The sequence below is a fragment of the Streptomyces sp. TRM70350 genome, assembly GCF_019219825.1.
GTDB lineage: Bacteria > Actinomycetota > Actinomycetes > Streptomycetales > Streptomycetaceae > Streptomyces.
Window position 1 is genome coordinate 99898 of record NZ_JAHUXH010000009.1, and the last position, 24200, is coordinate 124097.

A 24200-nucleotide genomic window follows, 5' to 3' on the forward strand; every position below is an offset into this window, starting at 1 on the left:
CGACGAGGAGCGCAGCATGAGCGAGTGGTTCGTCTACCAGGGCAGCGGGCGTCCGGATCCGGCCAGGATCGACCGGCTGCCCGAGCCGCCGCCGTGGCGGGCCTTCGACGCCCCGGTCGTGTCGTACGACGTCCCGGTCCTCGACTCCGCCACCCGTCGCAGGCTCGGCACCGGCACCGCTCCGCTGCCGATCCAGGACCCGGACACCCTCGAACTCGTCAACGCCGCCCTGTACTTGAGGCGCCCGCTGCTCGTGACCGGCGAACCGGGCGTCGGCAAGTCGACGCTCGCGCACTCCGTCGCGTACGAACTCGGACTGGGCCGGGTACTCGAATGGCCCATCGTCAGCCGCAGCGAACTGCGGGACGGCCTCTACACGTACGACGCCATCGGCCGGCTCCAGGACGCCCAGCTCAGGCGGGCCGCCGAGACCCGCACGCCGGCGTCCGGACCGGAGTCCGAGGACATCGGCCGGTACATCAGGCTCGGCCCGCTCGGCACCGCGCTGCTCGCCGCCGAGCGGCCCCGCGTGCTGCTCATCGACGAGCTGGACAAGAGCGACATCGACCTGCCGAACGACCTGCTGAACGTCCTGGAGGAGGGCCGGTTCGCGATCCCCGAGCTGGAGCGGATCGCCGACCGGACGCCGGTGGTGCGGGTGCTCACCGACGACGGACGCAAGGTCGAGGTGACGCAGGGGCAGGTGTGCTGCCGGGCGTTCCCGTTCGTCGTCATGACCAGCAACCGGGAGCGCGAGTTCCCCGCCCCGCTGCTGCGCCGCTGCATCCCGCTGGACCTCAAGGCGCCCCGCGACGAACGCCTCGCCGCGCTGGTGCAGGCACACTTCGGTCAGGACGCCTACGAGGCCAACCACGACATCGTCGACCACTTCACGGAGGCCGAGGCGGACGGCGCGCTGCGCCCCACCGACCAGCTCCTGAACGCCATCTTCCTGGCTCAGCACGCCGCCCGGGACCCGGCACGGCGCGAGGAGATCTCGGAGCTGCTGATGCAGCCCCTGGACCGGGGGCCCAGGTAGCCGATGTCCACGCGAGCTTCCGGCATCCCGGCCGGCGCCATGAGCGACGCGCTCGCGGCGCTGGTCGCACGCATGCGCGACGCGGGCATCGTTCCCGACGTGGAGGAGCTCGCGGACGCCCTGTGGCTGGCCCACCACCTGCCCGCCCCCCACCGGCAGCCGGGCGTCACCTCCCCCGGCCCGCCGAGCCGCACGCCCGCACCGGCGGACGGCACCGATCCGCTGTCCTTACGGCCGGCCGCGGACGGCCCGCTCACGGCGGACGGCCAGGACCGGCATCCCGACGGCGCCCGGCTGTTCGCCCCCGGCCCCGGAGGCGACGCCACCGGCGCACGGATGGCGCCCGTGAGCGTCCCCGCCGCACCGGTGCTGCCGGAACCCCTCGCCCTGCAACGCGGGTTGCGCCCCCTCCAGCGCTACCGCGCACCCGTACGCCCCGTGCCGCGCACCCTCGACGAGCGGGCCACCGCCGAACGGGCCGCCGAGTCCGGGATCGTGCTGCCCGTGCTGCGGACCGAGCGGCGCCGCGAGGCACGGCTGCTGCTCCTGATGGACGTCTCCACCTCCACCGTGGTCTGGCAGCAGATGCTCGACGAGCTGCGCCAGGTCTGCGAACGCGCCGGCGCCTTCCGGGAAGTACGGGTGCAGTACCTGCACGAGACCCCCGGCGGTCTTCCCGGGTACGCCGCCACAGCCGAGCACACCCGCCCACTGCACGCTCCCGAGCAGCTCAGCGACCCGACCGGGCGACGCCTGACCCTCGTCCTCAGCGACTGCGCGGGCCCCATGTGGCGCAGCGGCCGGATGCAGCGGCTGCTGTACCGCTGGGCGTCGACCGCGCCCGTCGCCGTGGTCCAGCCGTTGCCGCAACGGATGTGGCTGCGCACCCATCTGCCCGCCCGGCGCGGCATGCTGCGCCGCCGCGAAGGTCCGGCCGGGACGCTGGAGTTCCAGCCGGACAACGGGCGGGTCGCACAGGGCGCGCTGCCCGTCCCCGTGCTGGCGCTGCGCCGTGGCTCGGTGGAGGGCTGGGCCCGGCTGGTGTCGGGCACCACGGGGCAGTCGCTGGCCGCGGCGGCCGGCTGGGTGCTCGCCGACCACGCCGAGTCCCGCGCGCCGGTGCGGGCCGCGGAGGACCTCAGCGGCGCCGAGCGCGTCCGGGTCTTCTGGCGGGCTGCCTCACCGGAGGCCCGCCGCCTCGCCGTGTACCTGTCGGCGGTGCCGCTGTACCTGCCGGTCATGCAGCTCGTCCAGCACGCCATGCTGGCCGGCAGCGGCCCCGAGGCGCTGTCCGAGGTGCTGCTCGGCGGGCTGCTCAGGCGCCGGGAGGACGCGGACGACCCGCGGGCCGTGCGCTACGACTTCCTGCCGGGGGTGGCGAGCGAGCTGCGGTCGCGGCTCGCCCTGGAGGAGGCTCAGCTGCTGTTCAAGCACTGCTCCGAGTACGTGGACCGGAAGTTCGGGCGCAGCGTGCGCAACTTCCCCGCCCTGGCCGGGGCGTTCCTGCGCGGAGCGGTGGCCCCGGAGGCGCCGGTGCCGCTCGTCGGCCCGGTCGAGGACGAACCGGCCGGGCTGCGGGCGTTCGCCGAGGTGTCGGCGGACGTGCTGCGGGACCTCGGTGCGCGGATCCCGGCGGCCCCGAAGCGGCCGGAGCTCACCGCCGGGGAGCTGCTCGGCAAGGCCAAGCGGGCCATAGGGCGGTTCGAGGGAGAGGGCCTCACCCGCGAACTCGACGCCGCCGTACGGTACTTGCAGCAGGCGCTGGAGATCTCGGCACCGGATCCGGAACGGCTGTCCGCGGCCGAGGAACTGGCCAACGCCCTGCTGGTGCGCTGGCGGGTGCGTAGGGTCGGGGACGACCTGCGGGACGCCTGGGAGGCGATCAGGGCCCCGGATCGGCTCGGGGCCCCCGGAAGCCTCACACGCGGGCTGGTCTGCTGGGCGCTCTCCGGTGAGGTGAGTGGCCGCGGCCTCGACTTCGAGGGCGTCCCCGGCAGCCTGCGGGACTGGGCGCGCGTTGCGGCACACGGCCGGTACCGGGCGGAGGAGTTCGCCCGTGCCGTGCTGCTGTACCTGGCCGACCGGGACCTGTCCCTGGCGATGCGGGGCGCGGTCTCCTGCCCCGAGGGCCTGAACGGTCCCCGGACCGCCGCCGCGACCCTGCCGTACGTGCGCCGGGCCATCGCGGAGGCGGGCGCCGACCACCCCGGGGCGGACGGGCCCTACCCGGCGCACGACCCCGAGGAGTGGTACCTCACGCACCTTCAGTGGGCCGTCGACGCGTCCGATGTCCGGCTGACCTTCCCCGGGCGGGAGCGAGCACAGATCGTACGGGGGCAGTTGCTGCTGGATCTGGCCCGGCAGTACGCCGGACAGGGGCGGGTGCGGACGTCCCGGCCGTTGCCGGACCGGGCCGCCGACCTGGCGTTGCGTGCCATGGACGACTTCCGGGCCGCGGCCCGCGGCAAGCGCGTCCTGTCGGAAGAGGAGCGCTGCCGGGCCTGGCTGGCGGTGGCGTCGGCCACCGAGATCGCCCGGGCGCCGGACGACGAGAACCGGGATCGCCAGCTGCTGTACGCCGTGGATCAGGCGCTGCGGGCCGCGAGTGAGGACGTGGCGCTGCGGCGTGAGTGCTATGTGCGCTCGGCGCGCGTCTATCAGGCGGCCCACGACCGGACCGGCGACCCCGACCAGTTGGACCACGCCGTCGAGGCGTGGGCGCAGGCCGAACGGCTGCTGGGCGAGGACGATCCGGGCCGGGCCGACCTGCTGTACGACTACGGCACGGCGCTGATGGACAGGGGCGTGGCGCATGCGTCGGCCGACGACGCCACCCGGGCCGTCTCCGTGCTGCGCACGGCCCTCCAGGACACCCCACCGGGCCATCCCGGCATCCCGTTTCGCTGGGCCGGACTGGGTCAGGCCCACGTCAGGCGCTACGACATCCAGCAGGTGCTGTCCGACCTGTACGAGGCGGAATGGACGATGGGCGAGGCCATCCGCAGCTCGGACGAGCCCGAGTTCCTCGTGCGCTGCTGGATGGTCCGGGGCTCCATGCTCGAACTCCTGCACTACGAAGAGGAGACTCTCACGTATCTGCACCGGGCGATCGAGGCCTACGGACACGCCGTCGAGCTCGCGCAGGAGGCGGGCCTGGACGACGTGCTGGCCGAAGCCCGCCGGGAGCGCGCCCGCCTGCGCGAGCGACTCGGCAGCACCACCCGTACCGCCGATCCCGGCCCCGACACGGGCAGCGAGTGACCGTCCCGGCGGACGACCCCCACAGACCCCGGGACGACCCCGGGACGGCGAAGGGCCCGGTTCCGGAAACCTCCGGAACCGGGCCCTGTCAGGCGTATGGCGCTGTCAGGCGGCGAGGCTCAGGCCTCGAACACCTCCCGCACCAGCTGCTCCTGCTCCGCCTGGTGCCGCTTCGCCGAGCCCACCGCCGGGGACGACGAGTGCGGGCGGGAGATGCGGCGCAGGCGCTCGCCGGCCGGGATGTCCGCGCCGACCGCCAGGTCGAGGTGGTCGATGAGGTTGAGGGCGATGAACGGCCAGGCGCCCTGGTTCGCCGGCTCCTCCTGGGCCCACAGGTACTTCTCGGCGTTCGGGTACTTGGCGATCTCCGCCTGGAGCTCCGTACCCGGCAGCGGGTACAGGCGCTCGATGCGGATGATCGCCGTGTCCGTGACGCCGCGCTTGACCCGCTCGGCCTCCAGGTCGTAGTAGACCTTGCCCGCGCAGAAGACGACCTTCTTCACCGCCGCCGGGTCCACCGACGCGTCGCCGATGACCGGGCGGAAGCCGCCCGTGGTGAACTCCTCCGCCTTCGACGCGGCGGCCTTCAGACGCAGCATCGACTTCGGCGTGAAGACGACCAGCGGCTTGTGGTGCGGGTTGTGCACCTGCCAGCGCAGGAGGTGGAAGTAGTTCGACGGGAGCGTGGGCATCGCGACCGTCATGTTGTTCTGGGCGCAGAGCTGCAGGAAGCGCTCCGGGCGCGCGGACGAGTGGTCCGGGCCCTGGCCCTCGTAGCCGTGCGGGAGGAGCAGGGTGACGCCGGACGTCTGGCCCCACTTCTGCTCCGCCGACGAGATGAACTCGTCCACGACCGTCTGCGCACCGTTGACGAAGTCACCGAACTGCGCCTCCCACAGCACGAGCGCGTCGGGGCGGGCCAGCGAGTAGCCGTACTCGAAGCCCATCGCCGCGTACTCGGACAGCAGGGAGTTGTAGACGTTCAGGCGTGCCTGGTCCTCCGACAGGTACTGCAGCGGCGTGTACTCCTCGCCGGTGCTGCGGTCGATGATGACCGCGTGCCGCTGGCCGAAGGTGCCGCGCTGGGAGTCCTGGCCCGCGAGACGGACCGGGACGCCCTCCAGGAGCAGCGAGCCGAAGGCGAGGGTCTCGCCCATGCCCCAGTCGATCGTGCCGTCCTCGACCATCGACGCCCGGCGCTGCAGCTGCGGCAGCAGACGCGGGTGGACGGTGATGTGGTCGGGGATGTTGACCTGGGACTCGGCGATCCGCTTGACGATCTCCGTGGAGACGGCGGTGTTCACGGCGACCGGGAACTCGGCCTGCGCGTCGGGGGTCTCCACCACGGCCGGCTGCGAGGTGGCCTCGCGGACCTCCGTGAAGACCTTCTCCAGCTGGCCCTGGTAGTCCTGCAGCGCCTGCTCGGCCTCTTCCAGGGTGATGTCGCCGCGACCGATCAGGGACTCGGTGTACAGCTTGCGCACCGAGCGCTTCTTGTCGATCAGGTCGTACATCAGCGGCTGGGTGAAGGCCGGGTTGTCCGACTCGTTGTGACCGCGGCGGCGGTAGCAGATGAGGTCGATCACCACGTCCTTGTTGAACGCCTGGCGGAACTCGAAGGCCAGGCGCGCGACGCGCACGACCGCCTCGGGGTCGTCGCCGTTCACGTGGAAGATCGGGGCCTCGATCATGCGGGCCACGTCCGTCGCGTACATGGAGGAACGCGAGGACTCGGGGGCGGCGGTGAAGCCGACCTGGTTGTTGATGACGATGTGGACCGTGCCGCCGGTGCGGTAGCCGCGCAGCTGCGACATGTTCAGGGTCTCGGCCACCACGCCCTGGCCCGCGAAGGCCGCGTCGCCGTGGATCGCCACCGGCAGGACGGTGAAGTCCGTACCGCCCTTGTTGATGATGTCCTGCTTGGCGCGCGCGACGCCCTCCAGGACCGGGTCCACCGCCTCCAGGTGCGAGGGGTTGGCCACGAGCGAGACCTTGATCTGCTCGCCGTCCAGGCCCGTGAAGGTGCCCTCGGCGCCCAGGTGGTACTTCACGTCGCCGGAGCCGTGCATCGACTTCGGGTCGAGGTTGCCCTCGAACTCGCGGAAGATCTGCGCGTACGACTTGCCGACGATGTTGGCGAGGACGTTCAGGCGGCCGCGGTGGGCCATGCCGACGACGACCTCGTCCAGGCGGGACTCCGCGGCGCTGTCGAGGACCGCGTCCAGCAGCGGGATGACGGACTCGCCGCCCTCCAGGGAGAAGCGCTTCTGGCCGACGTACTTCGTCTGCAGGAAGGTCTCGAAGGCCTCCGCGGCGTTCAGGCGGCGCAGGATGCGCAGCTGCTCCTCGCGCTCCGGCTTGGCGTGCGGGCGCTCCACGCGGTCCTGGATCCACTTGCGCTGCTTGGGGTCCTGGATGTGCATGAACTCGATGCCGGTGGTGCGGCAGTACGAGTCGCGCAGCACGCCGAGGATGTCGCGCAGCTTCATCATCGACTTGCCGGCGAAGCCGCCGACGGCGAACTCGCGCTCCAGGTCCCACAGGGTGAGCCCGTGCTCGGTGATGTCCAGGTCGGGGTGCTTGCGCTGCTGGTACTCCAGCGGGTCGGTGTCGGCCATGACGTGGCCGCGGACCCGGTAGGAGTGGATCAGCTCGAAGACGCGGGCGGCCTTGGTGACGTCGTCGTCGTGGCTGGCGTCGATGTCCTTGAGCCAGCGGACCGGCTCGTAGGGGATGCGCAGCGCCTCGAAGATCTCGTCGTAGAAGTTGTTCTCGCCGAGCAGGAGGTTCGCGACCTGGCGGAGGAACTCGCCGGACGCGGCGCCCTGGATCACCCGGTGGTCGTAGGTCGACGTGAGCGTCATGACCTTCGAGATGCCGAGCTTGTTCAGGGTGTCCTGGCTGGTGCCCTGGAACTCCGCCGGGTAGTCCATGGAGCCGACGCCCATGATCACCGACTGGCCGGGCATCAGACGCGGGACGGAGTGGACCGTGCCGAGCCCGCCCGGGTTGGTCAGGGAGACCGTCACGCCGGTGAAGTCGTCCATCGTCAGCTTGCCGTCGCGGGCGCGGCGGACGATGTCCTCGTAGGCCTGCCAGAACTCGAAGAAGTTCAGCGTCTCGGCCTTCTTGATCGCCGCGACGACCAGCTGGCGGTCGCCGTTCGGCTTGACCAGGTCGATGGCGAGGCCGAGGTTGATGTGCGGCGGCTTGACGAGGGTCGGCTTGCCGTCCTTCTCGCCGTACGACCAGTTCATCGACGGCATGGCCTTGATGGCCTGCACCATCGCGTAGCCGATCAGGTGCGTGAAGGAGATCTTCCCGCCCCGGGCGCGCTTGAGGTGGTTGTTGATGACGATGCGGTTGTCGAAGAGCAGCTTCACCGGGACCGCGCGGACCGAGGTGGCGGTCGGCAGCTCCAGTGAGGCGTTCATGTTCTTCGCGACGGCGGCGGCCGGGCCGCGCAGGGTGACCAGCTCGGGGCCGTCGGGGGCCGCTGCGGCAGGCTCGGCGGCGGCCTTCGGCTTCGGCTTCGGCTGCGGCTTGGCGGCGGCCGGGGCGGGAGCCGGGGCCGGGGCCTTGGGCTGCGCGGGGGCCTGCGCCGGGGCAGGAGCGGCCGCGGCGGGCTTCGGGGCCGCGGGTGCGGCCGGGGCCGCCGGAGCGGCCTGGGCGGGCGCCTGAGCCGTGCTGGTGGTCTCCGCGGCCCCCACGGCCGCGGTACCCGCCGGTGCCGGGGCGGCAGCCGCCCCCGGCTTGTAGTCGGCGAAGAAGTCCCACCAGGCGCGGTCTACCGAATTGGGGTCCTGGAGGTACTGCTGATAGATCTCGTCGACGAGCCACTCGTTCGGACCGAACGCGGCGGCGGGATTCTTGCCCGCTTGGTCTGCGTCGGTCGAGACACTCGATGCGTTACTGGGGGACTGTGGCGACACGGCGGCAACCGCCCTCTTCCGCTTCACAAGGTGATGGACAGCGGGAATAAAGGCTACGCCTCCATGGCGGAGAAGGTGAGGCCGGGCCCGTTCATCGTCGCGTAAGTCACATCAGAAGGCGTGTTTCGGGGCTTGAAATGGCGGGAAACAAGTGTAGTTCCGCTGCAAAAGGGATGCGGCGAGCACGACCCGGCGCGCAGGAGACGCGGGCCTCTGCCTGATCACACGTGTCCGGCTGCGCGGACGCCCGTGGATCTTGTGGCTCCGCTTCGAACTTTACGTCAACTTGGCACAGAAGGCAGACCCGGAAGGGTGACAAGGATTCGGCAACCCCGCTCGGATTCGGCCACTCCGATCCTGCCGCCGTGCAGATCCACCGCCCAGCGGGCGATCGCCAGACCGAGGCCGGTGCCGCCGTCGCTGCCGGGGCCGTGCGGCCGGCTGACCGCACCCCGGTTGAACCGCTCGAAGACCCGGTGCCACTCCGAGCGCGGAATGCCCGGACCCTCGTCCAGGACCTCCAGCTCCAGCGACTCGGGCATGGCGCCGCGCCGCGCCCTGACCGTCACACGGCCGTGCGGCGGGCTGTGCTTGACCGCGTTGTCGATCAGGTTGGCGACGACCTGGTGGAGCCGCTCCGGGTCGGCGTGCGCGGTCAGCTCCGGCGGGTGCACGTCCAGATGCAGATGGACGTCCGTACGGGTGTGGCTGCCGGAGCCGGAGGCGATGCCCGCGCGCGCGGAGGCGACCATGTTGGCCTCCTTCAACACCCCGGACAGATACGGCCACACCTCGAACCGCCGCTGCTTCAGTGGTACGACGCCGTTGTCCAGGCGGGACAGGTCGAGCAGCGTCTCCACCAGCCGCCCCAGCCGCTCGGTCTGCTTCAGGGCCGTGCGCATGGTCTCGGGGTCGGCCTGCGTGACGCCGTCCACGATGTTCTCCAGCACGGCGCGCAGACCCGCGATCGGGGTGCGCAGCTCGTGCGAGACGTTGGCGACCAGCTCCTTGCGCTGCCGGTCCTGGGCCTCCAGGTCGTCGGCCATGCGGTTGATGGTGACGGCCAGGTCGCCCAGCTCGTCCCAGCGGTTCTCGCGCACCCGGCGGGTGTAGTCGCCGTGCGAGATGGAGCGGGCCACCGTGTTCATCTCGTCCAGCGGCGCGGTGAGCGAGTGCGCCACGAACTGCGTTATCAGCAGTGTGGCGATCATCGAGAAGACCGTGATGAAGCGCAGCTCGGTCTCGGTGCGCATGGCGATCATCATCAGCCCGGTGGTGATCAGCACCGAGATGACGACGAGCGCGCCCAGCTTGGTCTTGATCGAGAACGGGCGTACGCCGCCCCAGGGCTCCCCGGGGCTCCTCCGTGCGGCCGGCCGCCCCTCGCTCATGGCGTCGGCGTCTCCAGCGCGTAGCCCACACCGTGCACCGTGCGGATCCGCTCGGCGCCGATCTTCCGGCGCAGCGCCTTGATGTGGCTGTCGACGGTCCTGGTGCCCGACGCGTCCGCCCAGTCCCACACCTCGGCCAGCAGTTGCTCACGGGAGAGCACCGCACGCGGGGTGTTCGCCAGGCAGACGAGCAGGTCGAACTCGGTGGGCGTGAGGTGGACGTCCTCGCTGCGCACCCGCACCCGGCGCTGCGCGTGGTCGATCTCCAGCTCGCCGAACCGCAGGATGCCGCTGCGCGGCGTCGCGGCGGCCAGCGCCGCCCGCTCCACCCGGCGCAGCAGCACGTGCACGCGTGCGGCCAGCTCACGCATGGAGAAAGGCTTCGTCATGTAGTCGTCGGCGCCGACGCCGAGTCCCACCAGCATGTCGGTCTCGTCGTCGCGCGCGGTGAGCATCAGCACCGGCACCGGCCGCTGGGCCTGCACACGCCGGCAGACCTCCAGCCCGTCGAAGCCCGGCAGCATGATGTCGAGGATCAGCAGATCGGGCTGCCAGGCCTCGGCGGTGTCGACGGCGGCCGGGCCGTCGTTGGCGGTCTGCACGAGAAATCCCTCGGCGCGCAGGCGGGCCGCGATGGCGTCGACGATCGTCGGGTCGTCCTCGACCACCAGAACCCGGCGCTGCGCGCCCGGGGTGGCCGCCGCGGTGCCGTTGTGGGAGGTGTGTGTCTGCTCCATCGCCCGCCCCTGAAGTGTGCTTTCCGGAATCCGTGGGGTGATCCCATGACTGCGCTTGACGCTTGAATGATCGGCGTCAGGGGAGCAGCGTACGGGGAGTCACCGCAGCTCGGCTATCCAGGTCGGACGCCGAGATGGACGACGTCGGGAACGCCCCGGGCAACGGGGATCTCTTCGGTACGCACATGCCGGAAACCGGCATTCCACAAGCTTCCTTCAAATTCCGGGGACGGTTTCGCCGACCATACGGCGAGCACCCCGCCGGGCCTCAACACCCTTGCGCAGCCTGCGAGTCCGGCCGTCGAGTACAGCCCCGCGTTGGCTTCCGTGACCGTCCAGTCGGGCCCGTTGTCGATGTCCAGGCACAGCGCGTCGAACGTGGCGGAAGTCTCATTGACGTAATCGATCAGATCCGCTTCGACGATCCGCGTACGAGGGTCGGCGAGCGCATTGCCGGACACCGCGGAAAGGGGTCCCGCGCGGTGCCAGTCAATGACCGCGCGCTCCCGCTCGACCACCGTGATCCGGCCCCAGCGCGGGTTGCCGCAGGCATGTGCGAGCGAGAATCCGACACCGAGCCCGCCGATCAGTACATGCGGGTCGGGGCGCCCGTCGAGGGCGTCGAGCGCCGCGTCGACCAGCAGCCGTTCCGAGCGTCCGTCGGAGGTGTCCATCAGGAAGCAGCCGTTGGCGATGATCTGCAGCAACGCCCCGTGCCGCCGCAGCACGACCTCGCCGTGCGGGCCCTCACGACGGTCCAGGACTTCGGGGATGTCGTAGATGCTGGGCATCAGCCCATCCTGGCACTTCTCTGACGGAATGTTGACGGAAATATGGAGACGGTGTTGACGAGGGGGTAAGGGAGGGCGTCGCATCTCGGTCGCGGGTTCGTGGCGCCGGTCATGGACAGCGGGCCGGGGTGGGCGAAGGGCGGGAGTGACGGAAGGAGCGCCTCACCGTGGAACGCACCGCCGCGGCCGATACGACGGCCTCCTCGCGCCGCTTCCCGATACGCGCCGGGTGCTGGACGGAATCCCGCGCCGGCGCGGCCGTACTGTCGTCGCCGCAACGCCCGAGCCCCCGCCGTTCCTCCGCCGCCCCTGGCGGCTGCTGCCCTCCCCGACCGGAACGCCGTTCACCTTCTTCTACGGGGCCCTGCTGGCCGGTACGTCGCTGGTGGCGGCGTACGCCGACCCCGAGTTGGTGCACCGCCTGCTCCAGGGCTCCAGCACCGATGTGGCGCACCTGGTGCGGACGCCCGTGCTGGTGCTGGTGGCCAGCGCGCTGTGGGTCGCGGGCGGGATCGTGTCGCCGTACGCGATCGGCTTCCTCCCGGTCCTCACCGCACTGGAGCGGCGGATCGGCGGGATGCGGACGGCCGGTGTGTTTCTGCTGGGGCATGTGCTGGCCACGCCGGCGACCGAGGTGCCGGTGGGGCTGGCGGTGCTGGTCGGCCATCTGCCCGGCAGTTCGCTGCATCGCCTCGACTACGGCGTCAGCTTCGGCGTCGCGGCCGGGTGCGGGGCGCTGGCGGGGCTGCTCGGGCCGTGGGCGCGGTGGCCGGTGCCGGCCGGGCTCGGCGCAGTGCTGCTCGGCGAACTGCTCGCCTTCACGGACCCGTTGACCGACTGGGGGCACCTGATCGCGTTGGCGGTCGGGGTCGCCACGTGGCCGGTGATCCGGCGCGGGGGCGGGGCGAATCCGGTGAATTTCGAAGGGGGGCAGGGGTGGTCGCTGGAACAGGGGCCGAGGCCGTCGCAGGGGCAGGAGCCGACGGCTTCCCGGTTTCTGGACTGCATCCTGCGCAGCTCGCGCGGATCCGGTCGGTGAGTGATGCGGTGGCCCGGGTGTCGGCGAGTCGTCGCTGCTCGGCTCGTCTGCCGTTCGGGCGGCGGTTGTTGGCCGCGGTGCTGGGGAGTGCGGGTGGGGCTGGTGTCGCGGCGGGACGCCCCGCTCCGGCGGTGAGCGCGTCCGAGTAGGCGGCACCTTTCGTCCGGAACGCGGCATTCTGTCCTTCCGGTCGGGCTGACCTCACCCGCCCCGCCCCTCCCCCTGATCGCTGACAGCGAACGCCCCCCAGGGAACAATGCGCCCCGCTCAAGCATTGAGTCGGCATAGCTCAACTTGACTGCCGAAGGGGAGATCATGGGTTCGACGTCCACACCGCTCACCCTGCCCGTGCTGCCGCTCGACGGCGAGGTCGTCCTGCCCGGGATGGTGGTGCCGCTGGATTTGAGCGACGCAGATGTCCGGGCCGCGGTGGAGGCCGCGCAGGCCGCCGCCCGGTCCGAGCCCGGGAAGCCCAAGGTGCTGCTGGTGCCCCGCGTCGACGGCACCTACGCGAGCACGGGTGTGCTCGGCACGGTCGAGCAGGTCGGGCGGCTCGCCGACGGTGACCCGGGTGCCCTGATCCGAGGGCGGGGCCGGGTGCGGATCGGCGCCGGGACGACCGGGCCGGGTGCGGCGCTGTGGGTCGAGGGGACCGGCGTCGACGAGAGCGTGCCGGAGCCGTTGCCCGGGCACGTCACCGAGCTGGTCAAGGAGTACAAGGCGCTCGCCACCGCCTGGCTGAAGAAGCGCGGCGCCTGGCAGGTCGTCGACCGGGTGCAGGCCATCGACGACGTGTCCGCCCTCGCCGACAACTCCGGGTACTCACCCTTCCTGACCCTGGACCAGAAGATCGAGCTGCTGGAGACCGCCGACCCCGTCGCCCGCCTCAAGCTCGCCACCCAGCAGTTGCGCGACCACCTCGCCGAGCAGGACGTCGCCGAGACCATCGCCAAGGACGTCCAGGAGGGCGTCGACAAGCAGCAGCGGGAGTTCCTGCTGCGGCGGCAGCTGGAGGCCGTACGCAAAGAGCTGCGTGAGCTGAACGGCGAGAAGGAGGGCGAGGAGTCGGACGACTACCGGGCCCGGGTCGAGGCCGCCGACCTGCCCGAGAAGGTGCGGGAGGCCGCGCTCAAGGAGGTCGACAAGCTGGAGCGGGCCTCCGACCAGTCGCCCGAGGGGTCGTGGATCCGCACCTGGCTCGACACCGTGCTCGAACTGCCGTGGAACGAGCGGACCGAGGACTCGTACGACATCCAGGGCGCGAAGGCGGTGCTGGACGCCGAGCACGCGGGCCTGGAGGACGTCAAGGAGCGCATCACCGAGTACCTGGCGGTGCGCAAGCGGCGTGCCGAGCGGGGGCTCGGGGTCGTCGGCGGGCGGCGCGGCGGTGCCGTACTCGCCCTCGTCGGTCCGCCCGGCGTCGGCAAGACCAGCCTCGGGGAGTCCGTGGCGCACGCCATGGGGCGGAAGTTCGTACGGGTCGCCCTGGGCGGCGTCCGGGACGAGGCCGAGATCCGCGGCCACCGGCGTACGTACGTCGGCGCGCTGCCCGGTCGTATCGTCCGCGCCATCAAGGAGGCCGGGTCGATGAACCCGGTCGTGCTGCTCGACGAGATCGACAAGGTGGGGTCGGACTTCCGCGGCGACCCGGCCGCGGCCCTGCTGGAGGTCCTGGACCCCGCGCAGAACCACACCTTCCGCGACCACTACCTCGAAGTCGAACTCGACCTGTCCGACGTCGTCTTCCTAGCCACCGCCAACGTGCTGGAGGCGATCCCGGAGGCGCTGCTCGACCGTATGGAGCTGGTCCGCCTCGACGGCTACACCGAGGACGAGAAGGTCGTCATCGCCCGCGGCCACCTGGTGCCGCGTCAGCTGGAGCGCGCCGGGCTGGACGAGGACGAGGTGACCCTCGACGAGAGCGCGCTGCGCAAGCTGGCCGGCGAGTACACGCGCGAGGCGGGTGTGCGCAACCTGGAGCGGTCCGTCGCCCGGCTGCTGCGCAAGGTGGCCGCCCAGCACGAACTGGGCGAGCGGGAGCTGCCGTTCACCGTCACCGACGCCGACCTGCGCGGTCTCATCGGCCGGCCGCACCACGTGCCCGAGTCCGCCCAGGACCCGGCCGAGCGGCGCACGTCGGTGCCGGGCGTGGCGACCGGGCTCGCGGTCACGGGGGCGGGCGGTGACGTCCTCTACGTCGAGGCGTCGCTGGCCGACCCGGAGACGGGCGCGTCGGGGCTGACCCTGACCGGCCAGCTGGGCGACGTGATGAAGGAGAGCGCGCAGATCGCGCTGTCCTTCCTGCGCAGCCACGGCGCCGAGCTGGAGCTGCCGGTCGGTGACCTGAAGGACCGGGGCGTGCACATCCACTTCCCGGCGGGCGCGGTGCCGAAGGACGGCCCGAGCGCGGGCATCACCATGACGACCGCGCTGGCCTCGCTGCTCTCCGGCCGCCTGGTCCGCACCGACGTGGCGATGACCGGCGAGGTCTCATTGACCGGCCGGGTGCTGCCCATCGGCGGCGTGAAGCAGAAGCTGCTCGCCGCGCACCGGGCGGGTGTCACCACGGTCGTCATCCCCAAGCGCAACGAGCCCGACCTGGACGACGTCCCGGCGGAGGTGCTGGACAAGCTCGACGTCCACACCGTCACGGACGTCCGCCAGGTCCTGGAGCTGGCGCTGTCGCCGGCCATGAACGGCGCGGCGCCGGAGGTTCCGGTCGCGGCGTGACGGACGCGGCCGGAAAAAGGGAAGGCCCGGGTCCCGTGAGGGAGGCCCGGGCCTTCGCCGTGGGTGCGCGCGCTTCGATAACTGTCATCTCCTGAGCCGTCAAGTCCCGAGTTCTCGGAACGTGACCCTTCTTTGCTGTACCGGCCTACTTGAAGCACGGGGTCGCACCGGAAACACCGGAAAGCGAAAAGGCCCATAGCGAAAGTAGGAGATTGACCATGTCGTTCCTGAACAAGAAGCGTGGCGAAGTCCGCCCCCAGCGTGGAATCCGTATCTCGACGATCGTGGCCTCGGCCGTTGTGGCCGCCGGCGGTGTCGTGCTGCCGGCCACCGCGGCGTCGGCGAGCTCGATGCCTGACTCGTCCGCAGTGGCGATGCTCGGCACGCATGACAACCACAAGAAGCACAAGCACGACCATTGCAAGAAGCACCACAAGCACCACAAGCACCACTGGAAGCACTGCAAGAAGCACCACAAGCACCACCACAACAACAAGGACAACTGGGACCACTGGAAGCACCACGACCACAAGAAGAACGATGACCACAAGAAGGACGACCACAAGAAGGACGACCACAAGAAGGACGACCACAAGAAGGACGACCACAAGAAGCCCGGTACCGGCGGTAATGGCGGTAACGGCGGTAACGGTGGCGTCGTCGGCGGTGACGGCGGTAACGGCGGTAACGGTGGCGTCGAGGGTGGCGACGGCGGTAACGGCGGTGCCGGTGGTGTCGTCGGCGGTGACGGCGGTGATGGCGGTGCCGGTGGTGTCGTCGGCGGTGACGGCGGTGATGGCGGTGCCGGTGGTGTCGTCGGCGGTGACGGCGGTGACGGCGGCGATGCCGTCTGACCGACACGCACCAATGGCCCGGACGGGTTCGTGACGCCGGGCCATGACACCAAGCGGCGGGGGGCGAAGGACCACAGATCCTTCGCCCCCCGCCGCTCCGGTCCACAACCCAAGGAGAATCCCCATGTCCCGCAAACTCTGGCGACGCCCGGTCGCCCTGGGAGCGGCCACCCTGGTCGCCGCCCTCTGCACCGCGTGCGCCACCACCTCGGAGCCGACCGCCACGGACCGCAAGGTCGCCGTCACCCCTGCCGAGCAGGTCTTCCCCGACTCCTCGGAGTGCGGTTCGGGGGGCGACGGCGGCGACGGTGGCGACAGCGGCGAGGGAGGCCGCCCCGGTGAGCCCGGTGAGCCCGGTGAGCCCGGCACACGTGAATGCACGCGGTACAGCGACCTGCCGGACAAGCCGAAGGAAGAGCTCACCCTGGCGGACAAGGTCCGCGTAGTGCTGGTCCTCCTGAACGGCGGTGCCTCCGAGGCCCAGATCGCCAGGAAGTACGACATGCCGAAGGACGAGGTCGCGGCCTGGAAAGAGGCGTACATCGAGCGTGACTGGTCCGTGTTGATGGACGCCTGAAATCCAGAGGAGATCTCATGAACAGCAATGCCCGCAAGAAGACCGAGAGGACGTTGACCGCAGCCGCTGTCGCCGTCCTCCTTGCTGCCGGCGGCTTGGCCGTCCCGGTGGGCATGGCGTTCACGGTAGCGGCGCCGCAGGATCAGGCCGAACTGGTCGGCGCCGAAGAGCGAAAGCGACACGGCGGCCAGAACGAGCACGAGAAGGATCACAAAGAGGATCAGGAAATCGAGGAAGGAGAGAAAGGGGAATGGGGCGGTTCTGACCGAGGTGGGGGCGGCAACAGGGACGAACAGCACCACGGCAGGAAGAGCGACAAGAACCACGAAGGTCATGAAGACCGGGAAGACCGCGAAGACCAGGAAAGCCGTGAAGGTCACCGAGGCCACGAAGACCACGTGGGCCATGAAGGCCACGGAGGCCGCGTAGGCCAAGGTCGTGAGGACCGCGAAGGGCGCGAAGGCCATGGAGGCCACGCAGGCCATCGAGATCGTGGGCACTACGACGGCGACTACTGTCCTCCCGGCAACGGCGGCAACGGCGGCAACGGAGGGGACGCCACGGGCACCATCCCGCCCGTGTGTACGGAGCCGGGCCAGGGCGGCGTCGGTGGCGCGGGCGGACGCGGCGGCCGGGGCAAGTGCGGCGGCCATAACGGTCAGGACGGGCGCGAGGGCACCGGCAGCGGTGGCGGCAACGGGGACCCGTGCCACGACCACCCCACTTCGCCCCGCCCGGAGGGAAGGGACCAGGACTCCCACCCGTCCACCTCGGACGACCTTCCGGTCCCGGATACGGGCTCGGCACCGCACCCGGACCCGGACCCGGACTCGAAGGCCGACCCGGACCCGGACCCGGACCCAGATCCGGGTTCGGCTCCGGATGCGGGTTCGGGTTCGGCTCCGGATGTGGATGCGGGTTCGGCACCGGATCCGGACTCGGGCTCAAGGCCCTACCCGGACACGGACACGGACTCGGTGCCGGACACAGACCCGGACACAGACCCGGACACGGACCCGGACACGGACCCGGACACGGACCCGGACACGGACCCGGACCCGGGCTCGGTGCCGGACCCAGCCCCCGCACCCGCACCGGCCCCCGCACCGGAAAACGACGAGGTCGTCGTCAACTAGCCGGGTCGAACAGCCGAACCGGCCCCCCTGCCTCGCCAGCCACCCACGGCGGGGCAGCGGTGTGTCAGAAGCCGCTGTTCCACAGGGACTGCCGGGCGACGTTGCCCTGGTTCCGGGTCTGTGCCCGGGCGTGGCGTGCCTTTCGAAGACTCGGTGGTGCTCGCGCGGGGAGAGGCTGGCGCGAGCATGCCAGCAAGGCCGGTGGAAGACGCTGCGCACGTAGAACGGCGGCTGGGAAGGGGGTCCGGAGGCTGCCGTTGGTCTACGCCTGCGAAATACTGACGGAGCTGCGGTGATCACCGCCGTTGTCGACAACTTTCAGGACCGGGAAAATGGATCAGGGTGCTGACGTGCACGAGGGCGGAAACGACGGCAGACATCGAGGGGAAGCGGACGCGTCGCCAAGCGGTGCGGACCAGGAGTTCCTGGCGCTGGAGCGCGAGCTGACCGTGTTCCTGCGGCGGGCCCGCGCGAACCAGGGCGAGATGGCCCGCGCGGTCCACCCCGACCTGGAGTCGGCGGCGTACGGACTGCTCGTACGCCTGGACGAGTGCGGTCGGCAGCGGGCCACCGAGCTCGCCGCCTACATCGGGGTCGGCAAGGCCACCATGTCCCGTCAGCTGCGTGCCCTGGAGGAGCTGGGCCTGGTGGCCCGCGAGCCCGATCCGGCGGACGGCCGCGCCTGGCTGGTGCACCTGACGGAGGAGGGCCGGACCCGGGTGCAGCGCGTCCGGGAGGCCCGCCGCGCCCGCTACGTCAGCAAGCTCGCCCACTGGGACCGCCGCGAGGTGGCGGAACTCGCGCGGCTGCTGCACCAGTTGAACTCCGGGATGGAGAAGTAGCGCGGGCCGGTCTCAGAGCTCCGCGTACACGGCCGTCGCGTCGTCGTGGGTCTTGCTGCGGCCCAGATACGTCCGCTCCTCGCGGTCGGCGGCCTCCAGTGCCCGTACCCGGTCGACCAGCGCCTCCACGCCCTTCTTGCGCACGAAGGTGAACAGGTCCGTCCAGTCGCCCTCCCGGAACGTCTCCGTCCACCGGGTCGCGCCGTCCGTCAGCGCGGCCAGGGCCCGTACCTGGCCGCGCGGCAGCACCCCGGTCACCGCCCGCTCGGCCACCGAGGGCTCCGCGGCCGCCGTGAAGAAGCCGCCCTCCTTGTTGCGGACGGTGGCGTCGACCAGGGCGTCGGTGGCCAGGGTCGCGCGGGGAAGCCGGGCCAGGCGGTCGTCGAGGCAGGGGGTGACCAGGCCGTCGGGGGACTCCACCAGGAGGGTCGAGTCGGACAGGACCAGGTACTCGACGGTCTCCCGCGACCAGCGGGCCAGGACCACGGTTGCCTGTGGGGTTCGCGGGTGAGAAAGGTCACAGGTTTCCCCGTGTGCCTCGGCGGTACGTGCGATGGCACGGGCCAGGGCGTCGGACAGGGGAACATCCGGGAGTGAAACGGTCAGTTCGGTCAGGGCCCCGCCCAGGCGGGCGGTGTACCAGTGAACGGAATGCAGACAGCCGGCGCCGTCCCTCGGCGGGGTCACTCCGTCCAGCACCACGAGGGAACCGCCCTGTCCGCAGGCGGGCAGTCCGACACTGGCGAAGTCCTCGTTGGGGCGGGCCGGGTCACCCGGCCGGGAAACAAGTTCCGTGCGCATCCGGCCAGTCTGCACGAGCCCTTCACAGCGTCCGCGAAAGGGTGGCGACGGTCGCCGAATCACCGTACCGCCGCAGGTCAGTCGCCGGATTTGAGGTGGAATGGGGGGCTCCGGGAAGGTGTGGCGGCGAATACTGCCAAAGCCCGCCGCCGACGTCCAACCGGCCCGCCGCCGCGGGCCTCGGCAAGCGCCGGAGGAACTTGCCCGCCAACTCCCCTCCGATGTTCACTCCTTCGGGTGGCGGGTCGGGTGATGTGCGATGACTGACCACCGGCACTGGGAGGGTCGGGGACCGTACGTACCGGGTGGTGTGCACACCAGTTGACGGGGCGTCACCCGGGCCCATGGGTACACGAGTCAGGAATGCGAGCACCGGTGCAGAAGACGCGGCCTCGGCGCACAGGCAAGCAGGCGGCCTCCGAGGGGGGCGCGGAGCGCACCCCTGTCGGCAAGGGCCGCCCGACCCACGTACGCAACCGGCTCATCGTGGCCGTGGCCGTCGTGGCCGCCGCCATCGCCGGTGCGGGCACACCCTCCGTGATCGCCGCCTCCGGGCAGCTGCGTGACAGCCAGAACCTGGTCACGCTGAGCGGGCAGACACAGGACGCGCTCGCGCTCGCCCACTCCCTCGCGGACGAGCGGGACGAGGTCACCTCCTACATCGCGGCCGGCCGGCCGAAGTCCAAGGCGCCCTCCGAGCAGCGCAGCGCGCGCGTCGACCGGCAGGTCGAGGAACTGCGGGCGAACACCGACACCCCGGCCGGGCTGCGCTCGGACCTGGACGGCATCGCCGCCGTACGAAGGGCGGCGCTCACCGGTCAGAGCACCGCTCTGCAAGCGCACGAGGCCTACTCCGACGCCATCGCCGAACTCCACCGGCTCACCGAGGACCTCGCCGAACAGCTCCCGCCCCGCGCGGGCTCCGGCGCCTACGCCCTCGCCGAACTCGACACCGCCGTCCAGCAGGCCGCCGCGACCAGGGGCCTGCTCCTCGCCGCCCTCAGCGTGCCCAGCACCACCCAGACGGTCTACGACCCCGTCACCGGCCTGCCCACCGAGACCAGCGTCTCCTCCGAGGCCGACAGCAAGCAGCGCGCCGCCCTCACCGCCGCCGCCCAACAGGCCCGGCTGCGCTCCGACTCCGCGCTCTCCGACTTCCACGACACCGCCACCAAGGCCGCGCGCGGCACCTACGACTCCACGGTCACCGGCCCCGAGGTCAACTCCGCCGACCAGTACCTCGCCGCCCTCACCGACCAGCCCACCCTCTCCGACGAGGACCTCGGCACCAGCGCCGAGAAGCTGAACGCCGCCCTCACCGCCCGGATCGACCTGATGCGCGGCGTCGAGTCCTCCCTCTACGAGCGCCGCACCACCGCCCTGGAGCAACTGCGCGACGACGACGTCACCGCGCTGGAGATCCGCATCGCGATACTCGGCGCCCTGATGCTGCTCGCCGTCGGCGTCGCCACCGGCATGGCCCGCAGCCTCACCCGCCCGCTCGCCGTACTGCGCCTCGGCTCCGCCCGGCTGGCCGGCGCCGAGGACCCGGCCGCGGAGGAGCCGGTCAAGTTCACCGGCCGCAACGACGAGTTCGCCCAGGTCGTCCGCTCCGTCAACGCCCTGCACGCGCACGCCGTCACCCTGCACGAGCGGATCACCACCCTGGAGGCCGACCGCAAGCACCTGGTCGGCCAGCGGCAGAAGATGGCCGACGCCCGCGAGGAACTGCGCACCGAACTCGCCGAGTCCACCGCGCAGCTTCAGCGGCTGCGCGAGAGCATCGGCGGCACCTTCGTCAACCTCGCGCTGCGCACGCTCGGCCTGGTGGAGCGTCAGCTCGGCGTCATCGAGGGCCTGGAGGAGCGCGAGCAGGACCCCGAGCGGCTCGCCACGCTCTTCAAGCTCGACCACTTCGCCACCGTCATGCGTCGGCACAGCGAGAACCTCCTCGTGCTGGCCGGCACCGAGCACGTCCAGCAGCACGCGAGCCCGGTCCCGATGGTCGACGTCGTACGGGCCGCGGTCAGCGAGATCGAGCGGTACGAGCGGGTCCGGATCACCGCGTTGCCGCCGCACGCGCACATCGCCGGGTTCGCCGCGGACGACCTCTCCCATCTCTTGGCCGAACTCATGGAGAACGCCACCTCGTTCTCCCCGCCCGACGTGCCCGTCGAGGTCTCCGGCTGGCTGCTGGAGAACGGCGAGGTGATGCTCTCCGTCCAGGACGAGGGCATCGGGATGACGGGCGATCGCATGACCCGGCTCAACGCCCGGCTCGCCGACTTCGACCCCGAGTCGCCATACGACCAGGAGGGCGAGGACGGACTCGGGCTCGGCCTGTACGTCGTCGCCCGGCTCGCCCACCGGCACGGGGTGCGTGTGCAGCTGCGCGAGCAGAAGCAGGGCGGCACGGCGGCGGTCGTGGTGCTGCCCCAGCCGCTGCTCGCGGAGGCCCCGTCCGCCGCGGTCCCGTCCCCCACCCCCGCGTCCCTCTCGGAGGGCACGCACACCTTCTCCCTGCCCGGTGCCGACGCGGAGGCCAACTCCAACGTCCTGCACGGACGCTCGGAGAACGGCGACCCGCTGGTGGCCCTGGCGGAGCGCGCGGTACGTGGGGAGAAGCCGACGGCCGTGCAGGACGCCGCGGAGTCTGCGGCAGAGACCACGATGGAGCTGCTGCTCCCGGAGCAGCCGAGCGAGGCCGACAAGGGCCAGGACGCCGCCGGTCAGGGCCGGGAGATCCCGGCGGGGCCGGACCCGGAGGAAGAGCCGCGCACGGAGGCAGACTGGCGCCAGGAGCGGTGGGCCGCGCAGACCCCGGGTGTCGACCGCACCCCGCAGGATGAGGAGGCCGGGGACACATCGGCCGACCAGGCCCCGGCACCGGCCGCGACGCCCGCCCAGCGCTCCGCCGCCATCGCCCCCGACCCCTACGCCATCGGCCCCGACACCCACGAGCGCACCCCCGACGAGGGGGACGAGCCCGAGATCGTCACCGACAAGGGGCTGCCCAAGCGCACGCCGAAGATCAACGCGCCCACGTCGGCGCCCCGGCCGCGCACCGGATCCGTCGACGCCGAGGCGCTGCGCCGCCGCCTGGGCGGCTTCCGCCAGGGCGCGGAGGCCGGCCGACGGGACGTCGAGGCAGAGATCGCCGAGCACACGGGCCAGACGGCAACACCGCCCACCCCGACCCCGGACACCCCGCCCCGCGACCCGGCGGCCCCCGGTGTCCCGGTCCGCGACGCGGTGGCCCACGGTGCGTCGGCTCGGGACGCGGCAGCCCACGGCGCCGGGACCGGCGAGGCGGCTTGGGGCGGGGGTGCCGCGCGAGCCACCGAGACCGGCGACGCGGCAGCCCACGGCGCTGCGACCGGTGACGCGGCACCCCACGGCGCCCCGCCCCGCGATGCGGCAGCGCGCGACGTGGGCGGGCGCGGGGGCGCCGGGGGCAGTGACCGAGTACACGCACATGCCGAGGAATCCACGGGGGGCACCGTCGAGGAGGCAAGCAGTTGACCGCGCCCAGTACCTTCGGACTGAGCAGTGAGGCCCGCAATCTGCACTGGCTGCTGACGAACCTCGTCGAGGAGGTGCCCGGCATCCTCTCCGTCGCGGTGGTCTCCTCCGACGGACTGCTGCTGCTCTCCTCCGACCCGGGCCGCAACGCCGAGGCCCGCGACACCAGCGCCGCCCGGCCCACCGGCCCCCGCGGCTCCTCCGCCGACCTGGCGACCATCGTCTCCGGCATCGGCAGCCTCACCATCGGCGCCGCCAAGCTGCTGGAGTTCGGCCCGGTGAAGCACACCATGGTCGCGATGGACGAGGGCAGCCTGTTCGTGATGTCGATCAGCGACGGCTCGCTGCTCGGCGTGCACGGCTCCGCGGACTGCGACATGAGTGTGGTGGCGTACCACATGGCACTCTTCGTCGGCCGCGCCGGCCATGTCCTGACGCCCGAACTCCGCAGCGAGCTCCGAAAATCCCTGGAGTCCGAACCGACGGGGAGTGCCCGATGAGCAGTACACCCGGTACGCCGAAGAAGCTCCCGGTGCGCGGCGGCGACCGCAAGCCCGCCCGCGTCCGCCCCTACTCGCTCACCGGCGGCCGTACCCGCTTCGGGCACGTGCTGCTGGTGGAGACGTTCGTGGCGAGCACGGCCGCGCTGGACGCGCCCGAGGAGCGCAAGGAACTGACGAACGGCTCCCTCAGGTCCACGGTCATGCCGGAGATGCGGGCCATCGTCGAACTGTGCCGCCGGATGCGCACGGTGGCCGAGATCGCCGCGCTGCTGAGGATGCCGCTCGGTGTGGTCCGCGTGCTGCTCAGCGATCTCGCGGACCAGGGAAGAATCCGTGTGTACGGAACGGGAACCGGCCACGGCACGGGCCGGCCGGACCGCGCTCTGCTGGAAAGGGTGCTGAGTGGACTCCGTCGTCTCTGACGCCGCTCCGGGCGTCTCCCCGCTCGTCGAGCCCGACGAGAACCTGAAGTCCTGGCAGACGGACCGTACCCGTGCCCCCATCGCCACCAAGATCGTGGTGGCGGGCGGCTTCGGCGTCGGCAAGACCACGCTGGTCACCTCCGTCTCGGAGATCACGCCCCTGCAGACCGAGGCGCTGATGACCGAGGCGAGCGAGGAGACCGACGACCTCACCGCCACGCCGGGCAAGCTGACCACCACGGTGGCCATGGACTTCGGCCGGATCACGCTCGACGACGACCTGGTGCTCTACCTGTTCGGCACGCCGGGCCAGCAGCGGTTCTGGTTCATGTGGGACGACCTGGTGCGCGGCGCGATCGGCGCGGTCGTGATGGCCGACACCCGCCGCCTGAAGGACTGCTTCCCCGCGCTCGACTACTTCGAGAGCTGCGGACTGCCGTACGTCGTCGCGGTCAACCACTTCGACGGCAGCGAGCTGTTCGAGCCGGAGGATGTGCGGGAGGCGTTGACGATCCCGCAGCACATACCTGTCATGATCATGGACGCGCGCCGCCGGATCTCCGTCATCGAGACCCTCCTGGCACTCGTCGGCCACGCGCTCGACGAGACACCCGAGTAGACCG

At 71.5% G+C, this 24200-nt stretch carries 17 protein-coding genes; 12 read left to right on the top strand and 5 right to left on the bottom strand.

All coding sequences use genetic code 11. The features are described 5' to 3' along the window. Positions 1-16 precede the first annotated feature (16 nt). On the top strand, positions 17-1039 hold the full coding sequence (locus KWI83_RS16730; protein WP_218515150.1) for a MoxR family ATPase: 1023 nt from the start codon (positions 17-19) through the stop codon (positions 1037-1039). Positions 1040-1042: 3 nt separating this feature from the next. Then, entirely contained in the window at positions 1043-4300 is a 3258-nt protein-coding gene (locus tag KWI83_RS16735; RefSeq protein WP_218515151.1) for an SAV_2336 N-terminal domain-related protein, read from the top strand. 119 nt (positions 4301-4419) lie between these two features. On the opposite strand, the gene KWI83_RS16740 is transcribed toward KWI83_RS16735, so the two are convergent. From KWI83_RS16740 to KWI83_RS16755, 4 genes are all read right to left on the bottom strand, one after another. Continuing rightward, positions 4420-8232, bottom strand: coding sequence for a multifunctional oxoglutarate decarboxylase/oxoglutarate dehydrogenase thiamine pyrophosphate-binding subunit/dihydrolipoyllysine-residue succinyltransferase subunit (locus tag KWI83_RS16740; protein ID WP_218515152.1), 3813 nt, complete (start codon positions 8230-8232; stop codon positions 4420-4422). A gap of 281 nt (positions 8233-8513) precedes the next feature. After that, a complete protein-coding gene (locus KWI83_RS16745) occupies positions 8514-9623 on the bottom strand; it encodes a cell wall metabolism sensor histidine kinase WalK (RefSeq protein WP_218515153.1) in 1110 nt (369 codons plus the stop codon). Next, on the bottom strand, positions 9620-10360 hold the full coding sequence (locus tag KWI83_RS16750; protein WP_218515154.1) for a response regulator transcription factor: 741 nt from the start codon (positions 10358-10360) through the stop codon (positions 9620-9622). Before KWI83_RS16750 ends, KWI83_RS16745 begins: the two co-directional genes overlap by 4 nt. Before the next feature lie 113 nt (positions 10361-10473). Beyond that, a complete protein-coding gene (locus tag KWI83_RS16755) occupies positions 10474-11151 on the bottom strand; it encodes a spermidine synthase (protein ID WP_218515155.1) in 678 nt (225 codons plus the stop codon). Positions 11152-11380: 229 nt separating this feature from the next. On the opposite strand from KWI83_RS16755, the gene KWI83_RS16760 reads away from it, so the two are divergent. The 6 genes from KWI83_RS16760 to KWI83_RS16785 all read left to right on the top strand — a co-directional run bounded on the left by KWI83_RS16760 (position 11381) and on the right by KWI83_RS16785 (position 18329). After that, on the top strand, positions 11381-12190 hold the full coding sequence (locus tag KWI83_RS16760) for a rhomboid-like protein (protein WP_308122071.1): 810 nt from the start codon (positions 11381-11383) through the stop codon (positions 12188-12190). A gap of 315 nt (positions 12191-12505) precedes the next feature. Beyond that, positions 12506-14920 (top strand): endopeptidase La, encoded by a 2415-nt coding sequence (gene lon / locus KWI83_RS16765; protein WP_218515156.1) that lies wholly within the window; start codon positions 12506-12508, stop codon positions 14918-14920. A gap of 149 nt (positions 14921-15069) precedes the next feature. Further along, the gene (locus KWI83_RS39775; protein WP_218515157.1) at positions 15070-15774 is read left to right on the top strand and encodes a hypothetical protein; all 705 of its coding nucleotides are present in this window, start codon (positions 15070-15072) and stop codon (positions 15772-15774) included. 124 nt (positions 15775-15898) lie between these two features. Beyond that, entirely contained in the window at positions 15899-16351 is a 453-nt protein-coding gene (locus tag KWI83_RS16775) for a hypothetical protein (protein ID WP_218515158.1), read from the top strand. 17 nt (positions 16352-16368) lie between these two features. Next, positions 16369-17487 (top strand): hypothetical protein, encoded by a 1119-nt coding sequence (locus tag KWI83_RS16780; RefSeq protein WP_218515159.1) that lies wholly within the window; start codon positions 16369-16371, stop codon positions 17485-17487. A gap of 350 nt (positions 17488-17837) precedes the next feature. Then, a complete protein-coding gene (locus tag KWI83_RS16785) occupies positions 17838-18329 on the top strand; it encodes a MarR family transcriptional regulator (protein WP_218515282.1) in 492 nt (163 codons plus the stop codon). Between the two features lie 12 nt (positions 18330-18341). Here the strand turns inward: KWI83_RS16785 and KWI83_RS16790 are convergent, their stop codons facing one another. Next, complete coding sequence (locus KWI83_RS16790; RefSeq protein ID WP_218515160.1) at positions 18342-19130, bottom strand: protein phosphatase 2C domain-containing protein; 789 nt, start codon at positions 19128-19130, stop codon at positions 18342-18344. A 375-nt stretch (positions 19131-19505) separates the two neighbouring features. Here KWI83_RS16790 and KWI83_RS16795 point away from each other — a divergent pair, with 375 nt between their 5' ends. Genes KWI83_RS16795 through KWI83_RS16810 form a run of 4 tightly spaced genes read left to right on the top strand, consistent with a single transcriptional unit; the run spans position 19506 to position 24196 of the window. Further along, complete coding sequence (locus tag KWI83_RS16795) at positions 19506-22652, top strand: nitrate- and nitrite sensing domain-containing protein (protein WP_308122072.1); 3147 nt, start codon at positions 19506-19508, stop codon at positions 22650-22652. After that, positions 22649-23152 (top strand): roadblock/LC7 domain-containing protein, encoded by a 504-nt coding sequence (locus KWI83_RS16800; RefSeq protein WP_218515161.1) that lies wholly within the window; start codon positions 22649-22651, stop codon positions 23150-23152. Before KWI83_RS16795 ends, KWI83_RS16800 begins: the two co-directional genes overlap by 4 nt. Continuing rightward, complete coding sequence (locus KWI83_RS16805) at positions 23149-23577, top strand: DUF742 domain-containing protein (protein ID WP_218515162.1); 429 nt, start codon at positions 23149-23151, stop codon at positions 23575-23577. The genes KWI83_RS16800 and KWI83_RS16805 overlap by 4 nt, the downstream gene beginning before the upstream one ends. After that, positions 23558-24196, top strand: coding sequence for an ATP/GTP-binding protein (locus KWI83_RS16810; protein ID WP_218515163.1), 639 nt, complete (start codon positions 23558-23560; stop codon positions 24194-24196). Before KWI83_RS16805 ends, KWI83_RS16810 begins: the two co-directional genes overlap by 20 nt. The last annotated feature ends 4 nt before the right edge of the window (positions 24197-24200 follow it).

Coding starts and splice junctions, on each gene's coding strand:
- KWI83_RS16790 (WP_218515160.1), bottom strand. CDS start 19,130: ATGCGCACGGAACTTGTTTCCCGGCCGGGTGACCCGGCCCGCCCCAAC.
- KWI83_RS16750 (WP_218515154.1), bottom strand. CDS start 10,360: ATGGAGCAGACACACACCTCCCACAACGGCACCGCGGCGGCCACCCCG.
- lon (WP_218515156.1), top strand. CDS start 12,506: ATGGGTTCGACGTCCACACCGCTCACCCTGCCCGTGCTGCCGCTCGAC.
- KWI83_RS16745 (WP_218515153.1), bottom strand. CDS start 9,623: ATGAGCGAGGGGCGGCCGGCCGCACGGAGGAGCCCCGGGGAGCCCTGG.
- KWI83_RS16755 (WP_218515155.1), bottom strand. CDS start 11,151: ATGCCCAGCATCTACGACATCCCCGAAGTCCTGGACCGTCGTGAGGGC.
- KWI83_RS16805 (WP_218515162.1), top strand. CDS start 23,149: ATGAGCAGTACACCCGGTACGCCGAAGAAGCTCCCGGTGCGCGGCGGC.
- KWI83_RS16735 (WP_218515151.1), top strand. CDS start 1,043: ATGTCCACGCGAGCTTCCGGCATCCCGGCCGGCGCCATGAGCGACGCG.
- KWI83_RS16775 (WP_218515158.1), top strand. CDS start 15,899: ATGTCCCGCAAACTCTGGCGACGCCCGGTCGCCCTGGGAGCGGCCACC.
- KWI83_RS16730 (WP_218515150.1), top strand. CDS start 17: ATGAGCGAGTGGTTCGTCTACCAGGGCAGCGGGCGTCCGGATCCGGCC.
- KWI83_RS16780 (WP_218515159.1), top strand. CDS start 16,369: ATGAACAGCAATGCCCGCAAGAAGACCGAGAGGACGTTGACCGCAGCC.